18 protein-coding genes are annotated in these 18,776 nt (G+C 36.7%); 7 read left to right on the plus strand and 11 right to left on the minus strand.

Features of this window, described 5'->3' with window-relative positions:
• Positions 1–77: 77 nt before the first annotated feature.
• Positions 78–2,174, plus strand: coding sequence for a heavy metal translocating P-type ATPase (locus BLP52_RS11935; protein ID WP_394328637.1), 2,097 nt, complete (start codon positions 78–80; stop codon positions 2,172–2,174).
• Between the two features lie 60 nt (positions 2,175–2,234).
• Here BLP52_RS11935 and BLP52_RS11940 read toward each other — a convergent pair whose 3' ends face one another.
• Positions 2,235–2,429 carry a hypothetical protein gene (locus tag BLP52_RS11940; RefSeq protein WP_091710713.1) on the minus strand — a complete coding sequence of 65 codons (195 nt, stop codon included), beginning with the start codon at positions 2,427–2,429 and terminating at the stop codon, positions 2,235–2,237.
• Between the two features lie 213 nt (positions 2,430–2,642).
• On the opposite strand from BLP52_RS11940, the gene BLP52_RS11945 reads away from it, so the two are divergent.
• The 4 genes from BLP52_RS11945 to BLP52_RS11960 all read left to right on the plus strand — a co-directional run bounded on the left by BLP52_RS11945 (position 2,643) and on the right by BLP52_RS11960 (position 7,884).
• Positions 2,643–4,319: a hypothetical protein gene (locus tag BLP52_RS11945; RefSeq protein ID WP_091710714.1), complete on the plus strand. Its 1,677-nt coding sequence runs from the start codon at positions 2,643–2,645 to the stop codon at positions 4,317–4,319.
• 107 nt (positions 4,320–4,426) lie between these two features.
• Complete coding sequence (gene fhcD, locus BLP52_RS11950; protein ID WP_091710715.1) at positions 4,427–5,320, plus strand: formylmethanofuran--tetrahydromethanopterin N-formyltransferase; 894 nt, start codon at positions 4,427–4,429, stop codon at positions 5,318–5,320.
• 359 nt (positions 5,321–5,679) lie between these two features.
• Positions 5,680–5,964, plus strand: coding sequence for a hypothetical protein (locus BLP52_RS11955; protein ID WP_091710716.1), 285 nt, complete (start codon positions 5,680–5,682; stop codon positions 5,962–5,964).
• Positions 5,965–6,411: 447 nt separating this feature from the next.
• A complete protein-coding gene (locus BLP52_RS11960; protein WP_091710717.1) occupies positions 6,412–7,884 on the plus strand; it encodes a transglutaminase-like domain-containing protein in 1,473 nt (490 codons plus the stop codon).
• A 25-nt stretch (positions 7,885–7,909) separates the two neighbouring features.
• On the opposite strand, the gene BLP52_RS11965 is transcribed toward BLP52_RS11960, so the two are convergent.
• The 3 genes from BLP52_RS11965 to BLP52_RS11975 form a co-directional block, all read right to left on the minus strand.
• Positions 7,910–8,293 (minus strand): hypothetical protein, encoded by a 384-nt coding sequence (locus BLP52_RS11965; protein WP_091710718.1) that lies wholly within the window; start codon positions 8,291–8,293, stop codon positions 7,910–7,912.
• A 311-nt stretch (positions 8,294–8,604) separates the two neighbouring features.
• Entirely contained in the window at positions 8,605–9,063 is a 459-nt protein-coding gene (locus BLP52_RS11970; protein WP_154717869.1) for a hypothetical protein, read from the minus strand.
• A gap of 105 nt (positions 9,064–9,168) precedes the next feature.
• On the minus strand, positions 9,169–10,179 hold the full coding sequence (locus BLP52_RS11975) for a hypothetical protein (protein WP_091710720.1): 1,011 nt from the start codon (positions 10,177–10,179) through the stop codon (positions 9,169–9,171).
• A gap of 331 nt (positions 10,180–10,510) precedes the next feature.
• Between BLP52_RS11975 and BLP52_RS11980 the strand changes: the two genes are divergently transcribed.
• Positions 10,511–11,608, plus strand: coding sequence for a S8 family peptidase (locus BLP52_RS11980; RefSeq protein WP_162272984.1), 1,098 nt, complete (start codon positions 10,511–10,513; stop codon positions 11,606–11,608).
• Here the strand turns inward: BLP52_RS11980 and BLP52_RS11985 are convergent.
• The 7 genes from BLP52_RS11985 to BLP52_RS12015 all read right to left on the minus strand — a co-directional run bounded on the left by BLP52_RS11985 (position 11,601) and on the right by BLP52_RS12015 (position 18,073).
• Positions 11,601–12,392, minus strand: a complete 792-nt coding sequence (locus BLP52_RS11985; RefSeq protein ID WP_091710722.1) for a winged helix-turn-helix transcriptional regulator — start codon at positions 12,390–12,392, stop codon at positions 11,601–11,603. The genes BLP52_RS11980 and BLP52_RS11985 overlap by 8 nt on opposite strands.
• Complete coding sequence (locus tag BLP52_RS11990) at positions 12,389–12,811, minus strand: hypothetical protein (protein WP_091710723.1); 423 nt, start codon at positions 12,809–12,811, stop codon at positions 12,389–12,391. The genes BLP52_RS11985 and BLP52_RS11990 overlap by 4 nt, the downstream gene beginning before the upstream one ends.
• Positions 12,812–13,272: 461 nt before the next feature.
• The gene (locus tag BLP52_RS11995; RefSeq protein WP_091710724.1) at positions 13,273–14,100 is read right to left on the minus strand and encodes a hypothetical protein; all 828 of its coding nucleotides are present in this window, start codon (positions 14,098–14,100) and stop codon (positions 13,273–13,275) included.
• Between the two features lie 81 nt (positions 14,101–14,181).
• Positions 14,182–14,607: a hypothetical protein gene (locus BLP52_RS12000; RefSeq protein WP_091710725.1), complete on the minus strand. Its 426-nt coding sequence runs from the start codon at positions 14,605–14,607 to the stop codon at positions 14,182–14,184.
• 263 nt (positions 14,608–14,870) lie between these two features.
• Entirely contained in the window at positions 14,871–15,206 is a 336-nt protein-coding gene (locus BLP52_RS14460) for a hypothetical protein (protein WP_154717870.1), read from the minus strand.
• A 387-nt stretch (positions 15,207–15,593) separates the two neighbouring features.
• Positions 15,594–16,340: a hypothetical protein gene (locus BLP52_RS12010; protein ID WP_154717871.1), complete on the minus strand. Its 747-nt coding sequence runs from the start codon at positions 16,338–16,340 to the stop codon at positions 15,594–15,596.
• 95 nt (positions 16,341–16,435) lie between these two features.
• Entirely contained in the window at positions 16,436–18,073 is a 1,638-nt protein-coding gene (locus BLP52_RS12015; RefSeq protein WP_154717872.1) for a right-handed parallel beta-helix repeat-containing protein, read from the minus strand.
• A gap of 249 nt (positions 18,074–18,322) precedes the next feature.
• Here BLP52_RS12015 and BLP52_RS12020 point away from each other — a divergent pair, with 249 nt between their 5' ends.
• The gene (locus tag BLP52_RS12020) at positions 18,323–18,730 is read left to right on the plus strand and encodes a hypothetical protein (RefSeq protein ID WP_091710729.1); all 408 of its coding nucleotides are present in this window, start codon (positions 18,323–18,325) and stop codon (positions 18,728–18,730) included.
• The last annotated feature ends 46 nt before the right edge of the window (positions 18,731–18,776 follow it).

Raw genomic sequence — 18,776 nt, forward strand, 5'->3', positions numbered from 1 at the left:
ATGATTCTGCCACAAAAGAAGAAAATGGAATGCATCAACATGAAAACGAGCATGAGGACAATCACGCAAAACATGAGATGCACCATGAAATGACAGAGAAATCAGGAGAGAAGCATGAAGATCATGTTTCCCATAATGAACATGGTGAACATTCAGAACATGGAAAACACGAATCTCATCAGGGTCATGGAGATCATTCCAACCATCATGCAATGATGGTCCAGGATTTCAGGAAAAGGTTCTGGATATCAATTGTTCTGACGATACCAATACTTCTCCTGTCTCCTATCATACAGGATTTCCTTGGTTCGACTTTTGGAATTGTCATTCCTTCCTTTACCGGTGACACATACCTGCTGTTTGTTTTCTCAACTGTGGTTTTTTTCTATGGCGGCTGGCCTTTCCTCAAAGGAATAAAGGACGAACTCTCTGCAAAAAATCCCGGCATGATGACACTTATTGCGGTTGCCATCACCGTAGCCTACGGATACAGCAGTCTTGTTGTTTTCGGACTTCAGGGAAAGCTATTTTTCTGGGAACTGGCAACCCTGATAGACATCATGCTCCTCGGTCACTGGATGGAAATGAAATCTGTCATGGGAGCTTCCATGGCCTTGCAGGAGCTGGTAAAGCTCATGCCATCGGATGCTCACCTGATCAAAGCTGACGGAAGAACAGATGATGTTCCAATTGATAAACTTAAAATCGAAGATAAAGTCCTTGTCAAACCCGGGGAGAAGATTCCTGTTGATGGTGTTGTTGTAGACGGGCAAAGTTCTGTGAATGAGGCAATGCTTACAGGCGAATCAAATCCGGTTCCAAAGGAAAAAGGGGACGAAGTTATTGCCGGTGCCATTAATGGAGAAGGTTCTCTTACAGTTGAGGTTCGCAAAACTGGAAAGAATTCTTTCCTGTCACAAATGCTTGATCTTGTTTCTCAGGCACAACAGAGTAAATCAAAAACCCAGAACCTTGCCGACAGAGCGGCATTGTGGCTTACAATAATTGCACTGACAGCCGGTACTCTCACTTTCTTTGCATGGCTCTGGCTGGCAAATACCGATCTGGCTTTCTCAATGGAGAGAGCGGTGACTGTTATGGTGATTACCTGCCCTCATGCTCTGGGACTTGCAATCCCGCTTGTAGTTGCCGTCTCCTCTGCCATAGGTGCACGCAACGGACTGCTTATCAGGAACAGGGGACCATTTGAGAGAGCAAGGAATATTGATGCAATTGTTTTTGACAAGACAGGAACTCTCACAAAGGGAGAATTCGGAGTCAGTGACGTTGTTGTCTTTGATGAGAACATGCAGGAAGAAGAAATACTCAGTTATGCAGCATCCATTGAATCTGATTCCGAGCATCCGATAGCAAAGGGGATACTGAATTCTGCTGAACCTGGATATAAGGTTGAGAATTTCAGTGCCATTTCAGGAAAAGGTGCACAGGGAACCGTTAATGGAAAAGATGTGAAGGTCGTAAGTCCTGCATATCTGGAAGTTGACGGAATCAGTTATCCTGGAGAGAAACTGAAAGAAATAAGCAGTCAGGGGAAAACCACGGTTTTTGTTCTGATTGATGAGAAGGCAGTGGGAGCTATTGCACTTGAAGACGTTGTCAGACCTGAATCGAAAGAAGCTGTCGGCAAGCTAAAAGAAATGGGTATCAAATGTTTTATGCTCACAGGTGACCAGAAGCAGGTGGCTGAAAGAGTTGCAGGCCAGATCGGTCTTGATGATTACTTTGCAGGAGTTCTGCCAGATGAGAAGGCTTCCAGAATAAAGGAGGTTCAGGAAAGGGGACTCATCGTTGCGATGGTGGGAGATGGAATCAATGACGCACCTGCCCTTGCACAGGCTGATGTGGGTATAGCAATCGGAGCCGGTACTGATGTTGCAGTGGAAACAGCGGACATAGTACTTGTAAAAAGTAATCCGCTTGATGTGCTGGCTATCATGGAACTTTCAAAGGCAACGTACAGCAAAATGGTGCAGAACCTCTTCTGGGCAACGGGTTACAATGCACTGGCAATACCGCTCGCTGCAGGAGTGCTGTACCAGCAAGGAATATTGCTTTCACCGGCAGCAGGAGCAGTGCTTATGTCAATGAGTACGATCATAGTTGCCATAAATGCCAGAATGCTATCCATTGACAAAGACGGCAAGTCTGATTAATTTCAATATTCCGATTTACTTATTTTTCTATGCAGAGAAAATCTTTTCTGCATTGTTCATTCAACTTTTTGTATATTTGTCAGCTATTTTTGTAACCGACACACCAAGTAAAAGACCCATAAATAATCCAATATGAAATGTAAGTTCACCGAATCCTGATTTGGCATGTATTTCCCATTCACTGAGTTGCAAAGATATAAAAAGCTGAATTGCAAGCAAAAAAATGGCAATTATTTTCCATGTTTGTAATCTCATTTATTTGTTCCCCGGATGGAAGAAATACGATCTCATCATCGAATTTGACCATGCTTCTTCCTAATATAACTAATAAATTAAGATTAAATATAAAGAAATTATGCTAAAACATGCTTTTTTTAATGTTCGAGATAATAAAATAATCAGGAATGAATCTCAGACCGTTTATTTCAATAAATATATATATAAATACAAATCAACAATATAAAAGCCATGGAGATCCTCATACCTGATATTGTTGATACAGCTCTTATAAGTGGAGTAATATCACTCTTCCTTATTGCAGACATCCTGATCAAAAATTACCTGAAAATCAATCTCAGGGATGTTGGAGCTGATCTTGCTATCGGTGCAGTGGTTATTCAGTTTGGATATATTTCCATTATACTTGTAAGTCAGCAGATGGATATTTTTGGAATTAATGTTCTTCTTGCTATCTGTTTTGGGATTTTTTGGGCAGCCTGCCTCTGGCTTGCAGGCAAGAGAGACGCACTTACAGATATGTTCTCCTACACCATCGGAACATTTACCCTGGCAGCATCCATTATGCATTTCCTCGGAACTTTCAAACCCATGGGAATGATAATGCTGTTTGTATATTCACTCATTTTCTCTGTGTTAGCTTTCCTCCTAGCTGATTACCTCAGAACTGAAGCTGTGAAAAAGACCTTTGAGGAACTGACCAAAGACCTGCAGATATATGATATGAATGAAAGTTACAGAAAACTGGAAGCAGGGAAGGAAAATATCGACCCGCTCCAGCCTGTGATCGATAGAATACGAGGAGCCGTCAGGAATAATGATGATTTCACTGCAAGCGTGGGAGTAAGGACAATCCCAAATTTGTGCTTAAAAGTTCTCAGTTCCGGTGGAAAAAAGAACCTCATTATAAAGTATATCAATATACACCTGTACCAGCTTGCCATCCTTGCAAGAGAAGAAAAGAACAGGTTCGTATTGATGGAAGTTATCGATGCTTTCGGTTCCATTGGAAAAGAATCGGCAGAATCCGGTATGGAAAGCTTTAGTCTACAAACCCTTGACAATATGACTGGTTTCTTCGAACTGCATAGGGAAATAGAATACTTTCCTCCGGTAGATAAACTCACACTCATCAAACACTCAAAGAACATTAAGGATATAGTTGACATTTTCAGTAAAAAGAGCATCTCAAGTCCTCTTCACAAACTTGCAATCGCTACCGGTGATATCGGAGTTGCAGCTGCTAAAAAAGACATGCTCGACAGTACTGAAAAGTCAGTTGTCCTGCTTAAGAAGATAGCACTTGATGCAGCAGTTAACAAGGATACTGCAACCCTTAGCAACATCCGGGAAGTCCTGCTTGAACTTGCAAGGACAGTCGATAATAAAGACCAGAAACATCTGAAGAAACTTATTATCTATTCACTGAGGGATATCGGAATTAAAGCTGTGCAGGAATCTCCTGGAAGAGAAAGGCATGACTGCCTCGATAAAGTGATAGAAGCACTTGAAGAGGTCGGGCAGATATTCGGAGAGGAATCTCTTCCTGACGTTACTGCTGCACTGAAAGACATAGGAGTTGTTGCCGCGAGGAAACATTCAGATGAAAAGGTCTCAAGGATAATTCCTGTGATGGAACATTTCTGTACTGTTGCGGCATCAGATAATCAGGGAGACAACGTCTCACTTGCTGTCAATGCTATTGTTGAGGTATGCGAGATATCTATTAAGGAGCAGATGGTTGAATCTACTGCCAGTTCGTCAAAAAGCCTTGCAAACCTTTCAAACATCGAATCTATTTCAGTTATTGTTAGTGAAGCTATTTTTGAGATCGGCAAGTATCAGGAAATTGACAGGGAGATGTTTGCCCTTTTTGATAAGACATACCGCAAGTCAGGCGGAAGATAGTCTTCTTTTCGAAGAGTATATGTATTGTAATTGTCTTGTATTACTGCTATAGTTAGTGCAACATGTGAATGTTGGCTACTTAATTCAACTTAAAACAAGGGATTATTATGGAAATCAATGGAGTAGAAATCGAAGATACTTTTGCAGAAGCGTTCCCGATCAAGATCTCAAGAGTACTTATCACCGCAGCAACAAAACGCTGGGCAGAGATAGCTGCACTTGAAGCAACAGGATTCGGTACCTCTGTTATTATGTGCCCTGCAGAAGCAGGTATTGAAAAGTTCGTTGGTCCTGATGAGACTCCTGACGGAAGACCTGGTGTATACATCCAGATCTGCACCTTCGGATACGAATCACTTGAACACCAGTTACTTGAGCGCCTTGGCCAGTGTGTACTTACAGCACCAACAACAGCTGTTTTCAACGGTATGCCAGAAGCTGAGAAGCAGTTCAATGTAGGTTTCAAACTCAAGTTCTTCGGTGACGGTATGGAATCCGAAACTGAGGTAGCAGGCCGCAAGATGTACAGCATCCCAATTATGGAAGGTGACTTCCTCGTAGAAGAGAACATTGGTGCTGTAGCAGGTATTGCAGGCGGTAACTTCTTTATCTTCGGTGACAGCCAGATGACAGCACTTACAGCAGCAGAGGTTGCAGTAGATGCTATCAAGGACCTTGAAGGTACAATCACTCCATTCCCAGGCGGAATTGTTGCAAGTGGTTCCAAGGCTGGTTTTAACAACTACAAGTTCATGAAGGCAACTGCAAACGAGAAGTTCTGCCCATCCATCAGGGACAAGGTCGAAGGTACCGAAATTCCAGAAGGAGTAAAGGCAGTTTACGAGCTTGTCATCAACGGTGTCGACGAGGATGCAATCCAGAAGGCAATGAAGGCAGGTATCGAAGCAGCTATCGCAGTTCCTGGTGTATCAAAGATCACCGCAGGAAACTACGGCGGCAAACTCGGTAAGTACCAGTTCCACCTGAAAGACCTTTGCTAAAAGGCCCTTTCATTTTTCATATTTTTTGTATTTTAGTCATATTGTAATCGTTCTTCTTCTAAGATATTTTGTACTTGTCTTAGTTGTGCTTCTCCTCAAATCCCAAACAATGTCTAAAGCCTAACAATATCACATCACTGTTCTGTTGGAGGTTTTGACCACAATGGTTAAATCCATAAATATAATATTTTTGTTGATACTCTTTGAAAAATAAAAAAAGATGGAAAGGAATAAACATCTGTTGCCAACATTGTTCACAACTTTAGTTGTTGTAGGAATCCTTTCTGTATTCCTTGTACAAACCATATACAAAAAATTCATTGAAGATATAGAATAAGTTTTAATACCGGGGACTATTCATGGCGTATAAAAGTAAATATGCGATACTTACATTGTTTTTGCTATTGCTATCATCTTATTTTATTTGGCCTGAATTATCACCTTTGAATCAGGATATTAACAAAAAGGAAACTAGTGGTCCTTTAGGAAAAAATGTAAGCTCTTTTATATGGGAAAACTATCAAAACGTGGATTGGGTAAGCTCAGCTGAATTACTGGAATTACAAAATGTTTCTGATAATTATACGCATGGAAATATAACCTCAATTTGTTCGATAGAAAATACCAGCAATTTGACCGAATAAGAATTATCACTTTAGCAGTTGTCTAATCATGTCTTTTGGGTCAACTTCTTGACTTCATCCTCTTTTGTTCAAAGTAACTCCTTCTATAAAGTCAGTCATGACTCCAAAAAAGATTCTAGTTTTCTGGCAGAATCTTTTATTAAATAATCAAAAAAAGGATTCTGAAGAGCTATTTTAGCTATTTTTTGTTTATACCATTTTCATCAATAATTTCTCTTTGGTTTATATTAATAGATAGACATTATTGCGTTTAAGTTGGATGATTAGGCCATAAAATTTTAATTAAACCATCTCAATTTTTTAATTAGTGTGGAAATATGAAGTAATCAAATATTTCCATTCCAGCTTAGACCATAGAATATACAGAGATATGGAAGTGTAGATTATGCTATTTTTCATGTTTATGCAACCTAGTCTCTGAAGCATGAAAAGAGGAGAAAAAATAAAATGGATTTAAGAAAACTGTTTATAGTATTCATAGCAGTATCGATGTTAGTCTCTATTTCTGGTTTTGCATCTGCAAACTCAGAATATGCGTCCAATACTATCGAAGAAAGCAGTCCTTTAGGAAAAAATATCAGTTCCTTTGTTTGGGAGAACTATGAGAACATAGACTGGACAAGCTCAGCCAAACTATTGGATTCAAGCAATATCTCTCATAACTCAACGAATAAAAATTCAATTAAAATATCGCAACTTGAAAAGTCTAATGGAGATAATCATGCACTAGTTAAAGAGAAGTACATTGACAAAATATTGGAAATGGACGAGTTTAAGAATTACTCAAAAAATGAGTTGGAAAAAATAATTGTACCTTACTCTGACATCTCTTCAAACATGATTGAAACTATGTATTTAGAAAAATATCCAATGACTTTGGATATCGAATCATTCGACGAAGGAAATGTAATGAAAATGTCTTCAACAATAAGTTATGATTTGAATCAAAGTTCATCTGACAAAGGAACAATTAGTACAACTGCCACGGTTCCTAATGTAATAATAACAAATGTTAACTGTGACTGGAGCTGGGTTCAAAATGAAATAGCTTTGCAGACAATTACCATTCACAACTATGGAACAACTACTGCAAAAGGTGCAATATCAATTGTCTCACTTGATGAAAATCAAGGATACGTCCTGTTTTATGAAAATTTGGTATCAGGACAAGATGGTACTGTAACTATACCATTTTATGTTGATAAAAATACATTCCCCACAGTAGGAGAAAAGCCAATTTCAATTCGGGCATATGTTCAGAGTGGTGAGTATTTTTATTTGACCAGCGCACCTACAATTAGTGTTCCTATGGTTGAAATGTATAGCAATGAGCCCGGCGAACTAGAAGACCCTGATGATGGAGTAAGTTTAGAACTAGATGATCTAAATCATCATGATCAATATGAAATTGCAAGAAGAGCTGCAAGCGCCGGTGACGGTACTAGTACTCCATACCAAACAGCAAGTGCAGTATTAACTCAAGTACATAACGATATGAATTATAATGAAAGTATACTTTCTCCTCTTTATACTGGAGCTGACATATGGATCATCGAAAATGGTTTTAATGGAATATGTGATGAATATGCAGTTCTATACGAATCATACCTCCGAGCATTAGGAATTCCTACAAGGAGAATTGGTATATTTTTTACGGTTAATAATCTAAACACTGCACACCAATTTAATGAATTGTGGGATGGATCAACATGGATTCATGCAGATTCAAAAGGTAATCTTTTTTCGACACCAAGACGTTATACCGATGTTTTGGGATGGGATATAACACAGATATTTGTTGTACATGGTGCGAACGATAGCCTAAGTCAAGATGATGGACCAGATAATGATGACATTCTCCATTCAATCAGTGATATGAGTTTCTCATTGCCAGATGGATTAGAGGATAGATATTGTTAGAGAGCTTAAGGGAAAAATTTCCCTTTTATATTTTTATATTCTTGAAATAATCAAATTGCCTCATCTTTTTATCCATTCTAAATCCTTTTTCTCTTAACCTGTATTTCACAAAATGGTGAAGTGTTGCTCCAGTTAGCATTGAAATATCATCGTTCTTATTAACAATACGAAGAAGCAAAGCCTCTTCAACTGTTAGTGAAGCTATAGTTTTATTATAAGATAACTGCCTGACGCACATCACAATAAAGAGTTTTACCATAGAAGAAATGTTCATATTTGTAATGCCAATGCTGTTGGAATAATAAGCATGTTTCACGTGCTTTAGAATATCTTTTACGCAGAGAAAGTACAGGAATTGGCAAATTGAGGGGGCTTTCTCTGTTAGGATAACTTTCAATTGAATCCTCAAAATGATTCCTCCATACATCTTAGATTTTTTGTCTATGAGACGTGAAGATTATGCTATTTATAGCTACTCTCCTCCATAAAAAAGCATAAGCTTTTATACTGAAGTCCTAATTAGACGCCCTTGAAAAGCCACAACTAGCTTTCAGGATTCAAATGAAAAATAGAATAAGAGCTATCACCCTGGCAAAAAACTATTCAATAACCTATGATGTTGAATTCTTTCTGTTTGAAAATACTATGCCTTTACATTGCATTTTTAGAGATGCCAAATAGACAAAATATAGCTTGCTTATGATTAATTTTCCAGTTATATTAATAAACCAACTCGGGATATCTATCAGGTACGTAGTTTTCAATTCCTGGTTCATCAGGAGTGTAATGAGCACCATCAACTTTAATATGATAATGATTACTAATAACAAATGTTGATATCAGTTGACTTTCATCGTAGAATTTTATTGAATGACTCCATCCTCTACGCCCTTCTAGGGAAGAATTTTCTGTATATGAAAATCTGGAAAGGTGTTTTATCAAATCACTTATTTCATCTTCATTAGTTATTTCAATTAAATTGCCGTTGTATCCATTTCGGATGGACAATTTGGTTATATCGGAATAACTACCATTTGTCATCTCCAGATTGCCATTAGCATTAATAAGTAGGGTCTTTGGCCTTTCTTCGATTATATCTTTTCCAGATTCATACTGTATGAAACCGACTAGCCCAATTATAAAAATAGCTAAAATTAAAAAATATCTTATTTTTCTCATAAGTATCATCTAAAGTTAATCACTTTGTTCTAAATCCATTATATAATCATGATTTTAAATAAAATAATTAGAGAGATAGTTTTTACTATCTCTCTAAATTTTGAATTATTCAATGTATACCATTTCCTCAAAGCAACTGTCTATCAGAGTATAAACATCATTATTTCCCCATCCATCATTGAGTAAGACATAATAATGTGGAGTTACCCATGGAGTAGTTTGGACATAGTATCCATGTACTACTGCCCAGTGATCATCATATGTAGGATGATTGTTTAAACCAACAATCGAAGGCTTGTCAGAGTTAACAAGAGATATTACCTTGTTTTTATCAACATAGTTTTTGCTATCTGCGTCGTAACTGCTAGTGAGACCATGATCAAATAAAATATCAAAGAGACCTTGTTCCATTTGCGGCAAAATTGCACCTGTTGGAATGTAGCTGGGAGTTAAATAAGGAAACAAAGCACTTTGGGATTCGTATTGTGACGGAATGAAAGCACTATTGTGGTATCCATCGAGATAGTCCAGAGTTATAGCAGCTGCTGTGGGGCCACAATCATAAGTACTTGTAGCTACCCATGTTTTTAATGAATGATCCAATTCTCCACCATAATTCTGTATGCTTATTGTACTTTCTGAGGCTTTTAGATCTGACAGTTTTTTATTTTTATCGATGCTTTTAGCAGCATAAATATATTCTGGAGTGGTTGTTTCCTTTGTGTTTTTTTCTATTCCTATCTGGGATATTTCTCCTTGGTTTTCTTCCATGTAGGCAAGAGGACCATTATAGACATATGTCTTGGTTTTGTCACTAAATGGTGAATCTTTCTCGAATGAAAATTCAGGAATTGAAAGGTCATTTGTATTAATAATTATGTAGCCACCCTTTTTTATGGAAAATGCTACTGCTTCCAAATCGCCGTTTAGGTTATTTAATGGAATTGGTTTAACTAATTTTCCTGGCTGGCCCATATTCTTCAGGAAAAGTTCACCATATTCTTTTTCCAGACTGAAGTCATTTTTCTGGCCCATAGCAGCCGGTACAAACGCCATGGTTACTACAAACATTGCAATCAGAGTCAACGTTGTAATTTTTATTTCTTTGGTTTTCATTTATCGTCCTCTATTATGTAATTTTCTCTGAAAGCAAAGCTATCCTTATATAGTGTAAACTACAAATTCAACTCTGCCTCAGGCATGGAGTTCAACCACTGTTGCTAAGTCAAACTGAACTCCATAACATCTTTATGATGCTCTAAAAGAAATTATTGTCTTTTGCATAAATATTTCATGGCCATATCATCAAACTGAAACGTTACACAATGAAAACTATTACTTTTAAGTTGGATGATAAGGCCATAAATTCTTAATATAACTCATATAAAGATTTTTTATGTTCAATCAGGTAGGTGAATATTGTAGAAATCCTACCACAGGAGAAAACATGAATATCAAAACAATATTTCTAATCGCAATGGTATTGTTGTCATTACCATTAGCAGTAGATGCTAAACCAGTGATTGTAGGATACACTGGGAATATAGACACTGCTATTCTTGAAAAATACAATATTTCAAATTACACTATTCATCAACAAATAAATGCTTTTTCAGCAAATATGTCGGAATCCAGTATAGAAGATTTGTTCAGTGAAAAGAAAATTCGCTATATAGAAGATGATGTCTCTATCAGTATTGAAAAGAAAGAAACTCAATCCTCACAGATCATTGATTGGGGTGTTTCTGAGGTCAACGCTCCAGATGCCTGGAACAATTGTACAGGAACAGGAATCAAGATTGCAGTAGTAGATACTGGAATAAGCAAGAAACATCCTGATCTGAATGTAGCAGGTGGAGTAAGTTTAGTAGGAGACAAAAGCAGTAAGAAATGGGATGATGACAATGGGCATGGTACACATGTTGCCGGTATAATAGGTGCCTGCAATAATTCTATTGGTGTCGTTGGTGTGGCATATGATTCTGAACTATATGCTGTAAAAGTCTTGGATGAAAGCGGCAATGGACAGATATCTGATGTGATAGAAGGCATAGAATGGGCTGTTGATAACAATATGGACATCATTTCTATGAGTATTGGAACTACTCAATATTCACAGGCACTTGAAGAAGCTTGTGATTATGCATATAGTTCTGATGTTCTTTTAGTTGCTGCAGCTGGTAACAGCGGAGATGGTGATACTACTTCAAACAATGTTGAGTATCCTGCAAAGTTTGATTCCGTAATAGCGGTTTCAGCCATAGACAGTACTGGAACTGCACCAATGTGGAGTTCTGACGGAGATGAAGTAGAGCTAGCTGCACCGGGAGTAAGTATCTATTCAACATTCCTCAATGATGCCTATGCTACAGAATCAGGGACATCAATGGCAACACCGTTTGTAAGTGGAATTGCTGCATTGATTAAAAGTGAGAATCCATCCTTGAGTTCAAAGGAAATAAGAGCATTGCTTTGCTCTAACGCGATTGACCTCGGGAGTTCAGGAAAGGACCCTGTTTACGGGTTTGGACTGGTAACTATTTAGATTTGATCTCGTAGCTTTGAAGAGAGGAGAAAATCTGATTCTCCTCCATTTTTATCATATTACTGCTGTTGTCATCCGATAACAAAACAGACTGTGGGTAGTATCTTTTAAATCTCCCATCTTTCTCGAAGTTGATAAATTTGTCTTCATGGAGCTCTTTGATGTGCCAGTGTACAGTGCTTTTATCAATATTGAGATCAGAAGATAGCTCCTGCCCGGTAATACCTGGCTTTTTTGTTATAATATCAATCATCTTTTTGCGTGTCTCATTTCTCTTATGCATATCAAGAAGCTTTTGATCTTCAGTTTTTGGGTAGGTAGCATGGAAGATACATTTTATCCTGCCTCTTTTGATAGTATGTATACGTTTAGCAGATTCCAGTCTTGCAATATAATATCTCAGAGTGCTTCTCTTTAAGCTCAAATCTTCAGCAATTTCGGATTCCAGACAACCTGGATTCTCAATTATATAAGAGACGATTTCCTCCAATCTAGGGTTAGTACCTTTTGTGAATATTTTTCCAAGGAAAAGAGGAAGGTATTTTAAAAATACAAAAGTAGATAGGGTTGCTCCGCCTATTACGGACAATTGTATCCATAGTGGCAAATCCCAAAAAGTGATGGCTTTATCCGGACCACTATCATCAAGTACTTTACCATCCCCAACTGGCCCAATGGCTGGGGTGACAAGATATCTATCATTTTCTTTAGCAGAAGCTAATGTTATTGATCCTAAAAGGATGAGCAGGACAAATCCTGCCCTTAAGATCAATTTGTATTTCATGTTCCAATTGTATATGTTTCAGTACCTGATACACTATATCCGTATACACGATAATCCCATGTACCTGTTTCAACACCATGGGAATCCTCAATACGCAGATCAATCCTACCATTGGTTGAACCATCAAAACTGTCGTAATATGGTCCTAGTGTAATTTCATCTGGTGTGTATATTGTCAAACTAAGAGAATCTGAGGAGTCTCCCCAAACAAGGTGTGTATCAAGTGTTGTAGTGTAAGAACCAACATATTTTGAATACCAATCGGTATCACCTTGTGTGATGGTCCCTGAAAAAAGTCTCATGACAATATCACCAGATGATTGATCATCATCAGAGAGTTTTATAGGGGTAACTTTGTATCTATCCTTATCTTTCGCATTATTCTCGCCTGCCATCGCACAACCTACAAACAGCATCATTATTATCAATATCAATCCTATTTTTTAATCATTTATCTCACCTTTTTTATGTTTGCAGGAAAAAATAGTGAAGTAATATATATAGTAATTATGGCCTTATTATCCAACTAAAACATAACTAAATATTTTAATATATGATTATTAATTGGATAATAGGGCCATAGAGTCTTAATATAAATGACGTTATTTGATCTTGAAAAGATCTTTCAGGATAATTCTATCTCACGAGTTTGCAAAGCAGGAGCTTCTTAAAAGTGGCTCTTTTATATTCTGGAAGTATCTTTTCACCTGAACTATGTTTTAAAAATTTGTTCAGGAACAATTTCCAACTAATCTCTTCTGATTCATCAAAAACATGCATTTTTTCTTAAACTCAAGGAAGGACGACTAAATTCAAATAAATAAGATAATTATAGTTCCTTAAAGCGAAATATAATTTAAAATTCAAAATTCTGATGGTCTCAGAAACCAATCCAGGAATCTCCTGCAACCCAGATTTCAATATTTAGTAATCTATCAAAACTTACCTGCGTTTCGCGAGTTGATTTAGAAGTAATTCCAAATCCTTTACTTTTCCAGGTAGCAGAGTTTGATAAAACAGCAACTACTTTTTGATTTTGAATGTGGGTTCTGGAGGATTGTGTTGACAAAATAGGACTATTCTCCAATGCATTGGTTTTTCCTGATGCAATGACATTGTCATCAATGTCAATCAAGTATATGCCACTTAGATGAACATATTTACTTTGATGGCTCAAATGGAGAAAACTGTCTTCCCAATTTTCATGTATTATTTTAATGGCATTGACACTGTAAGAGCCATTTGATTCTGTTAAATGTAATTCCAGTTCACACAATTGAATTGTGGTTTTTTCATTGAGAGCACCACTTTTATTAGTGAATTCCTTTGTTTGGATTACTTTTAATTCCTGATTTCTTGTTGCAATAATATTCTTTTCATTATCAGAAATAATTTCAATTATATTTCCATCTGATTCTACCAGGATTATATTATTTTCTTTATCTTCAATCAATCCTATGATATTTTGTTCTTTTTTGCCAAGGTCAACTGAAGTAAGAACATCATCAATATAGTCCTTTGAAGAATTATAATCAACTAATGCTGCCGGAACTTGTTTGAATGGATCATTTGATATTTCAGAGAATTTAATCTCATTATTTGATTCATCGTATGATTGTGATTGGTAGACAGTAAGTAAGCCAAAAACCAAGCTAATTATGAAGACTATACTTGCTACCTGGATGATTATTTTTTTATTATTGTGCATGGTTTCCAAAATTTATTTAGCTAAAATAAAAAGATTTGAGTTATTAATAGCTTTTGGGTCTTTTGAAGAACTCAGGAATAGTTATGGAAACTCAAAAGAAATCTCTTCTGCAAATGCTTTCTGGAACCTCAATTTCTTCTGCTGATAGTCTTCCTGATCTTCGATCAAAAGGTTACCATATGTAGGAGCAAAAGTATAGCCACTTTCATCATCTCCTTTAGTAACAAAAAGATAGTTCTCCCCCGGCCGGAGTAATTCATCTCCATCCGCAAGGGTCAGATACTTCCAGATGAGCACATGTTCATAGCCACCGAACTGGTTTACGATGACGTTCCCGGTAGCATTTCCTTTTATCGTTTCTATGACATCAACACTGAAATGAGTTTGCAGATATGGTTCTGTTGACGTGCCAGTCTGTTCGATTACTTTACCAATAAATACATCAGTGGCAGCCCTAACCAGTTCTCTGTCATCAGAAACATTGATTGCATAATCTATCTGAGCCATTCCATGTTGGGTGTCGAAGTAGTAGACTTGAATGAGCTAGGCAGATACTCCCAGCAGTGCTGCAATGATTAAGAAGGCTAAAAGGATAGTGGGTTTGGTTGTCATTGTTTCCTCTTGTTAGTATTCTGCAAACTATTTTATTGATTGTAAATGGTTTTTAATATGTGTGGTTTTTTGTATAAAATAAATGTGGCCTATCATCAAACTGATAATAATGCTTCAATTTACATTGAATCCAATATTCTTGAACATGAGAAATTTCATTATTCCAAATACTCTTCAAAAACAGCAAACCAACTAAGAAAAAGACCAAATAATAGAATGCAGATGATGTGCAAAATTCCGAATATCTGAACATGGGAATAGTATGCCCTTATAACCTGGGTTACTATGAAGTAAATGGATATCGATGCAGTCATAACTATAGAGAGGGCAAAAGGTATTCTCATTACTTTTCTTCTGTTATCCGGCATTGAGAGAATGAGCAATATGGAAGATATTGAGAATATTATTGATACAAGGCCTTGTCCAATTTGTGTCTCTAAGAAGGGTAAGCTACCATTGGCAGACATGAATGAGATATCGTATATAGCTGCCATGTAAAGATGATCTCGAACATACGTTAATAAGAATATCGAGATTAAGAGTGGAATTGCCAGATACCATCTCTTAGAGATCGGTCTTATTTTATCCATATATAGCAGGATTCCTAACATCGGAAGGATCATGGATAGAATATAGAAGAGAGAGGATGATGTAATTTGCTGTTGTATAGGAAATGAATAAACTTGGTACAAGTTGAGTTAGTATCAATGAAATTATTCCAATGATCCACAATGCTGTGTATGTAAATGATGTGAATAGTAAAGGTATGTTTATTCTATCGGTTATCGTTTTGAGTGTCAATTCTATTTCTCCAGAAGTGAGATTTTTACGTAACTTTATGGCTCCTTATTGAAAGTTAAAAAAGAGATCAAAGGATTATATCATGGATATCTCCCTTCTCCTGTTATAAGTTCACCTGATACCTGACTCCATCCGTTCTGAGGACCCGTCAGAGTGGTTATTATTGATTCCCTGAAACTATTTGACCTCCAGCCACTAGTAAACCATTCATTTGAACCATCTGAAGTTATGTATATCTGGACTTCGGCATTATCCGGTGCATCATATTGAGCATATATCATGCTATCGTAGTCGTATAATTTTGCATTTGGTTTATTATAAAGTTCGACCATGGCTGCTGCTTTTTCTTCGTTTTCTACAACGTTGAACTTTGGCATCAGGACTTCAGAAGTACCTACGGGATTTTGGGTATCAATAGTATCATTGACCGTTGCTCCTGCGGATAGGTAAATGTTTTCTTGAGGGTAGGGTGTTTCTTCAGAATAGGTGCCGGATTTTATGAATGTTATTTCCATTTCATCAGGATTGCCTGGCACTGGTACATCGATAGGATCAGAATAGAATATTGGTGTAATCTCGTCTATGCTCATAGCCAGCATTGTTCCATATTCTGTGTCTATTATGGAACAATTCCATGAGGGATAATCCTCTGAACAACGTTCCATAAGGTTTGAACCAATGGATGATGTATTATTTTTAGCAGGGATCGGCATGTAAAGAGTTACATTACTTATCTTTGAGTCTGAAGTAATTATAAGGTCGTAATTATAGCTCTTTATATCATAATCGCTGTCAGTGTTACTATTATCACCAAATAATGTTGGCAAAAAAATCAATGAAATGATTATGAGTAGATATAATCCAATTTTGTATGGTTGCCTCATTTTTATTTTCCTGTATAGCGCTGATATAGTTTTATTAGTCATCGCAAGTCGATATCATCTGAGAGTACTCCAAGCAATTCCCACTTCACTTCTCCATAATAAGGATGTGGATACTCCAATTCCCTTTTCAGGTTGACCTCTACCAAAACCTCATATGTTTTTCCAGATTCCAGATCAATTGTACATTCATAATAATTAGAACCCAGATACTCTAAGACCACTTGTTCCTCATGTATCAATTCTGTATCTTCATCTGAGTATGACCCGTCAGCAGGTGTGGAAACACTTACCTGAACAAAGACCGGCAGGTTATCTATCATATCTCCTGTATTGTTGGTATGAAGGTAAGCATCTTTGTTTTGATAGTTTAGGTTCATTGAAAGTGTCACTCTTGAATATGTTTCATTTATGGGAATTGAATTGGCCTCTAAATTCTCAACATAAACATTGTTTGCAGGCAAACTGGACTCGAATGGAAAATACCATGCAAGAAGCAAAATAGCTGAGATTATGATCAATGCAACTAAACCAAAAAGTCCTTTCTTCAACCAGGATAAGCCGAAATAAAAAGCAATTATAGTTAGTATTGTCAGAGTGATGATCACAATAAGAATAGCCTGTAATAGACTAAGTTTTATGTTTTCAGCACGGTTGTCTGCAAATGAATTATCCTCAATACTATTTTTATCGTCTGGAAATCGGTGGTAAATAGCATATTCTTCATTTGACCGGAACTTATTATTTTTAATAATATTGTCATCGGTGCTTTCGATTGTTATCCCGTTCAGATTGCTATAGAAAGAATTTCGCTCGAATATGTTATTTGAGCTTAAACAAGTCAAGTATAGTCCAGAATCCTTATTTTCTGCAAAATAATTATCTGTTACTGAATTTGAATTTGATTCCCATATATGAAGACCATATTGCTTGTTCTCATTGAGATTGTTGCCAAAGACTGTGTTTTTATCAGATGATGTCAATGCCAGACCAATATTATTGAGTATTAGTTCATTCTCGACAATTGTGCAGAATAAGGATTTCCTGAGGGCTATTCCATACATCTGGTTATTACTGACGTTATTACCTTCAATGGTAATCTGATCAGATTCATCCACATAAAGACCGCGTTTGTTATTCTGAACATTGTTATTTTCCAGGTTGTTCAGTGTGGAATCAAGAAGATGGACCCCATGTTCAATATTCAGGAAGATAGTGTTATTTTGAATCTCACTACCTGAAGAGGAGACAATATAAAGACCGTCTAGTGTGTTAGAAATAATGTTGTTACTTACAAGAGAAGAATCTGCATGATCAATGAATATACCTACAACAGAGGGGTTACTACTAGCCCCTTCAATCGTTAATCCACTTATTTTCACGTTATCTACTGTTATGTGAATTATTGGGGCAGATGAATTGTTAGAAATAAGAACAACATCTTCAGGGTCAAGCGAAAAGGAGCTTATGCTTAAAGGTTTGTCTACCGTGAGAGATTCAGAATATGTTCCACTGTAAATAATTATAGAATCATCCTTTTGAGCATGATCTATCGCATCCTGTATGGAACTGAAAGAGAGATTTGTAGTGCTGTTGTCACCTACTGTTATTGTAGTTGCAGAGACACAACCAACAGTAAGGAAGAGAAAGAGCATTAATGTGATTATTCTAAGATTCACGGTCTTTGTCCTTTAAACTCAGATAATATCAGAAAATTTGTTTAACTTTGTACTAATTTTTTAGTAAACTATATATTTTTTATGGCCAATGCATCCAACCAATATGATTGTCAGTCCTGACTTTACCCAGATAAAAATGTCAGTTGGATAGTATGACCATAATCAATAAATAAATTAGATGTAATTTTTAATTAATTTACGAACTAATTTTAGAATATAGTAAGTTTTGTAAAAATATGGAGTTATTAAATGGCAGCAAACCGAGGAAGATACCTGACAATAGGAAGGTACCTGGCAATAATTGGTGGAGTTTTAGGTATCTTTGTAAGTTTAGGACTATACGGCTTAATTGAAGGGATAATACCCACCAATGGTATAGCTATAGGCTTTATTTATGGTGCGACACCAGTATTGGGAATATCTGACCCAAAAGCAGTGTTGGCAATCCAGACATTTTCAGCAACAGCACTTGCATTCATTGGAATCATAGCAGCTTACAAATTATCGAAAAACGTGCGTAATTCTGCATTAATTATAATTGCATCAGGTATTGCCGGATTCATATTCATGGGAATTTTATGGATTCCAACCGGAATTTTGTTTGTACTCGGCGGGATACTATTAATGAGAGACATGAAGGTTAGTACCCCAGCTTAGCATTATACAAATTAAGAACTGATTGAGAAAAGAAAACTCGATGAAA

Origin of the sequence: Methanolobus vulcani, assembly GCF_900100715.1 — an archaeon.
In the GTDB taxonomy this organism is placed as follows: domain Archaea; phylum Halobacteriota; class Methanosarcinia; order Methanosarcinales; family Methanosarcinaceae; genus Methanolobus; species Methanolobus vulcani.

Bases quoted from the DNA above. Each gene is read 5' to 3' on its own strand.
- BLP52_RS11935 (WP_394328637.1), top strand. From the start codon at position 78: ATGCACCATGAAATGACAGAGAAATCAGGAGAGAAGCATGAAGATCAT.
- BLP52_RS11940 (WP_091710713.1), bottom strand. From the start codon at position 2,429: ATGAGATTACAAACATGGAAAATAATTGCCATTTTTTTGCTTGCAATT.
- BLP52_RS11945 (WP_091710714.1), top strand. From the start codon at position 2,643: ATGGAGATCCTCATACCTGATATTGTTGATACAGCTCTTATAAGTGGA.
- fhcD (WP_091710715.1), top strand. From the start codon at position 4,427: ATGGAAATCAATGGAGTAGAAATCGAAGATACTTTTGCAGAAGCGTTC.
- BLP52_RS11955 (WP_091710716.1), top strand. From the start codon at position 5,680: ATGGCGTATAAAAGTAAATATGCGATACTTACATTGTTTTTGCTATTG.
- BLP52_RS11960 (WP_091710717.1), top strand. From the start codon at position 6,412: ATGGATTTAAGAAAACTGTTTATAGTATTCATAGCAGTATCGATGTTA.
- BLP52_RS11970 (WP_154717869.1), bottom strand. From the start codon at position 9,063: ATGAGAAAAATAAGATATTTTTTAATTTTAGCTATTTTTATAATTGGG.
- BLP52_RS11975 (WP_091710720.1), bottom strand. From the start codon at position 10,179: ATGAAAACCAAAGAAATAAAAATTACAACGTTGACTCTGATTGCAATG.
- BLP52_RS11980 (WP_162272984.1), top strand. From the start codon at position 10,511: ATGAATATCAAAACAATATTTCTAATCGCAATGGTATTGTTGTCATTA.
- BLP52_RS11985 (WP_091710722.1), bottom strand. From the start codon at position 12,392: ATGAAATACAAATTGATCTTAAGGGCAGGATTTGTCCTGCTCATCCTT.
- BLP52_RS11990 (WP_091710723.1), bottom strand. From the start codon at position 12,811: ATGATGCTGTTTGTAGGTTGTGCGATGGCAGGCGAGAATAATGCGAAA.
- BLP52_RS11995 (WP_091710724.1), bottom strand. From the start codon at position 14,100: ATGCACAATAATAAAAAAATAATCATCCAGGTAGCAAGTATAGTCTTC.
- BLP52_RS12000 (WP_091710725.1), bottom strand. From the start codon at position 14,607: ATGGCTCAGATAGATTATGCAATCAATGTTTCTGATGACAGAGAACTG.
- BLP52_RS14460 (WP_154717870.1), bottom strand. From the start codon at position 15,206: ATGGCAGCTATATACGATATCTCATTCATGTCTGCCAATGGTAGCTTA.
- BLP52_RS12020 (WP_091710729.1), top strand. From the start codon at position 18,323: ATGGCAGCAAACCGAGGAAGATACCTGACAATAGGAAGGTACCTGGCA.